Below are 4,152 nucleotides of genomic sequence, written 5' to 3' on the forward strand. Positions count from 1 at the left end.
GTCATGCACGGCGCGCGGATCATCCAGGTGCAGGGCAACTTCGACGACTGCCTCGAACTGGCCCGCAAGACCACCGCGGAATTCCCCACGATCGGGCTCGTGAACTCGGTCAACCCGGTCCGTATCGAGGGCCAGAAGACCGCGGCATTCGAGATCTGTGACGCCCTGGGCAAGGCCCCCGACGTGCACGCGCTCCCGGTCGGCAACGCGGGCAACATCACCGCGTACTGGCGCGGGTACTCCGAGTACTACGCGGACGGACTCACCAGCGTGAAGCCCCGCATGCTCGGCGTCCAGGCCGCCGGTGCCGCACCGCTCGTCCACGGCGCACCGGTGAAGGACCCGGAGACGATCGCCACCGCGATCCGCATCGGCTCGCCCGCGTCCTGGAACGGTGCGGTCACCGCCAAGGAAGAGTCGCACGGCGCCTTCCGGGCCGCGACCGACGACGAGATCCTCGAGGCGTACCGGCTGATCGCCAGGACCGAAGGGGTGTTCGTCGAGCCCGCCTCGGCCGCGAGCGTCGCGGGTCTGCTCGCCGCCCGCAAGGAGGGCTGGCTGGACTCGGGCCTGACCGTCGTGTGCACGGTCACCGGTAACGGCCTCAAGGACCCCGACACGGCGCTGGCGGGTATGCCTGAGGTTCAACCGATCCCGGTCGATCCTGTCGCTGTCGCGTCGGCCCTCGAGCTGGCGTAGTGGTGGCGCCCACGCCCACCACGCCGCAGGACCACACCGCTGCCATGACACAGACCCTCCCCACGGGCCTCACCGTGACCGCCCGCGTGCCTGCGTCGAGCGCCAACCTCGGCCCGGGCTTCGACACGCTGGGCATCGCGCTCGGGCTGTACGACGAGATCACCGTGACCACCACGGGTTCGGGGCTGAAGATCCGGGTCGAGGGCGAGGGTGCCGACGACGTGCCGTGGGGTCCGTCCCATCTCGTGGTCCGGGCCATCGAACGTGGCCTGGAAGCGGCGGGCGTGTGGGCCGACGGCCTGGATGTGGTGTGCCGCAACGCGATACCCCATTCTCGGGGGCTGGGTTCATCGGCCTCCGCCGTCGTCGGGGGACTGGCGGCCGCCAACGGCCTGGCGATCAAGCTCGACCCCGAACTCGGGCTGTCGCTCGATCAGCTCGTCCAGCTGTCGTCCGAATTCGAAGGGCATCCCGACAACGCATCGGCCAGCGTGCTCGGCGGCGCCGTGGTGTCGTGGAGCTGCGCGGGCGAGCAGACCGACGGCGCGCCCGCGGCCACCGACATCTACTCGGCCGTCGCGCTGAAGGTCCATCCCGCGATCCGCGTCGTCGCGCTGGTGCCGGGGGAGCGCTCGTCGACCGCCCACACGCGGGGTCTGTTGCCCGAGACGGTTCCCCACCGGGACGCGGCATTCAACGTCAGCCGCGGCGCCCTCGCTGTGGTGGCGCTCACAGAGCGTCCCGACCTTCTGATGGCGGCCACCGAGGACCGACTGCATCAGACGCAGCGCGCTCCGGCCCTTCCGCTCACGACGCGATGGATCGCCGTCCTCCGGAAGGCGGGTATCGCCGCCACCGTCTCGGGAGCCGGACCGACCGTCCTCGCATTGACCACGGATCCTTTCCCCGTGGATCTTCGGGCGCAGGCCGAGGCCGAGGGGTTGCAGGTTCTCGAACTGGACGTGGCGGACGGCGTCCGGACCAGCTGACACGCCGTAGGGGCGTCTCCTTGCCCCTACGGTCGTTCACAGCTATCCTGGGCAATGTCCGTACATCGTGCGCATCAGACGCCGGTGCTTCACCAGGGCAATTACTCCAGGTCAATCGGGGTTGACGGCTCCTGGCACGATCCTCCGCACTATCTGTCGTGTAGGGATTGCGAGTACGCGCCTGTTTCAAAGGTGATGTGATGGCGGGCAAGCCGGCAGTTCTTCACATGCAACTACGTACGGCACATCCGAATTCGGTATTCGAAACCGAATTACGGGACGAACCCTCGACTCTGCGCAGCGCGAGTGAGGGAAGGAAAGGACCTCCGTGACCGATACGGACCTCATCGCCGCTCCTGTGCGCGCCTCCTCGGTGGATACCGTTGGCGCGCAGGCAGGCGACTCTTCACAGGCGTCATCGACCGCACCCGGCACCGGTGCAGTGACGGCCTCCACCAAGCGCGCCGAGGCGCGCCGGGGTGCCGGGCTGTCCGGAATGGTGCTCACCGAGCTCCGCACTCTCGCAGGTGAGCTGGGCATCAAGGGCATCTCGGGGATGCGCAAGGGCGACCTGATCGCCGCGATCAAGGAGCGTCAGGGCGGTTCTTCCGCCCCGGCCGCTGCCGCGACCGAAGCCGCTCCCCGGACCCGGGCGACCCGCGCGAAGCGCGAACAGTCCGCTCAGACCGAACTCGAGGTGACTCCCCAGGTGGAGACCACCGAGAAGGCCGCCGAGCCCAAGACCGAACCCGCGACGGGCGACAGCGCAGCCGCCGACACCGACACCGCCGAGGGCGGCCGTCGCGGGCGTCAGCGCCGCGGATCCGCGCGTCGGGCAGGCGCACCCGAGCAGGGTGACCAGGGCGGCAACGCTCAGGACACCGCCTCGGCTACTGCCACCGACACGCAGCAGGCTGAGCGCAAGCAGGCCGACGACCGTCAGGATTCCGCCGAGAAGCCGGCCAAGCAGGACGGCTCCGGCGAACAGGGCGGCGACCGCAGCCGACGTGAGCGGGCCGGCGACCGCGGTGATCGTGGCGACACCCGTGGTGACCGCGGCGAACGTGGTGACCGCGGCGAACGCGGTGACCGGGGCGATCGCGACAACCGCGGTGACCGTGGCGACCGCAGCCAGGGCAGCAACGGCCCGCGCACCAACGACAACCGCCCGGGCGACGACGAGGAAGGCGGTCGCGGACGCCGCGGACGTCGCTTCCGCGAACGTCGTCGTGGACGCGACCGCGGCGAAGGCGGCGGCGGCGACGCCCGCGAGACCGAGATCCGCGAGGACGACGTCCTGCAGCCGGTCGCCGGCATCCTGGACGTCCTCGACAACTACGCGTTCGTGCGGACCTCCGGCTACCTGGCCGGACCGAACGACGTCTACGTGTCGATGAACCTGATCCGCAAGAACGGTCTCCGCCGCGGCGACGCCATCACCGGCGCAGTCCGGGTCGGACGCGAGGGCGAACAGGGCAACCAGCGCCAGAAGTTCAACCCGCTGGTCCGCATCGACACCGTCAACGGTGGCGACGTGGAAGCCGCCAAGAAGCGCCCCGAGTTCGGCAAGCTCACCCCGCTGTACCCGAATCAGCGGCTGCGTCTGGAGACGACGCCGAACATCTTGACGACCCGTGTCATCGACCTGGTGATGCCGATCGGCAAGGGACAGCGTGCGCTGATCGTGAGCCCGCCGAAGGCCGGTAAGACCAGCGTTCTGCAGGCCATCGCGAACGCGATCGCGACCAACAACCCCGAGTGCTACCTCATGGTCGTGCTGGTCGACGAGCGTCCCGAAGAGGTCACCGACATGCAGCGTTCGGTGAAGGGCGAGGTCATCTCCTCGACCTTCGACCGTCCGCCGGGAGACCACACCTCGGTCGCCGAGCTGGCCATCGAGCGTGCGAAGCGCCTGGTGGAGGCGGGTAAGGACGTCGTCGTCCTCCTCGACTCGATCACCCGCCTCGGCCGTGCGTACAACAACTCGTCGCCGGCCTCGGGACGCATCCTCTCCGGTGGTGTCGACTCGACCGCGCTGTACCCGCCCAAGCGTTTCCTCGGTGCTGCGCGCAACATCGAGAACGGCGGTTCGCTCACGATCATCGCGACGGCCATGGTCGAGACCGGTTCCACCGGCGACACCGTGATCTTCGAGGAGTTCAAGGGCACCGGTAACGCCGAGCTGAAGCTCGACCGCAAGATCGCGGAACGTCGTGTGTTCCCGGCTGTGGACGTGAACCCCTCGGGTACGCGTAAGGACGAGCTGCTGCTCAGCCCGGACGAGGCCGCGGTGCTGCACAAGCTCCGGCGCGTGCTCTCGGGTCTCGACTCGCACCAGGCCATCGATCTGCTGATCGACCGCCTCAAGAAGAGCAAGAGCAACGTCGAATTCCTCATGCAGGTGTCGAAGACTGCTCCGGGCGCGATCGACGACTGATCGCGACCCGAAGCGGGGCCCGGCGAC

At 69.0% G+C, this 4,152-nt stretch carries 3 protein-coding genes; all 3 read left to right on the plus strand.

What is annotated here, in order from left to right; genetic code table 11:
- The coding region (gene thrC / locus AC1D1G_RS42515; RefSeq protein WP_477956631.1) for a threonine synthase at positions 1-699 on the plus strand (699 nt) is incomplete at its 5' end.
- A gap of 44 nt (positions 700-743) precedes the next feature.
- Entirely contained in the window at positions 744-1,688 is a 945-nt protein-coding gene (gene thrB / locus AC1D1G_RS42520) for a homoserine kinase (RefSeq protein WP_477956632.1), read from the plus strand.
- Between the two features lie 328 nt (positions 1,689-2,016).
- Positions 2,017-4,125 carry a transcription termination factor Rho gene (gene rho / locus AC1D1G_RS42525; protein WP_477956633.1) on the plus strand — a complete coding sequence of 703 codons (2,109 nt, stop codon included), beginning with the start codon at positions 2,017-2,019 and terminating at the stop codon, positions 4,123-4,125.
- Positions 4,126-4,152: the final 27 nt, after the last annotated feature.

It is taken from the genome of Rhodococcus sp. P3_B8, assembly GCF_056402775.1.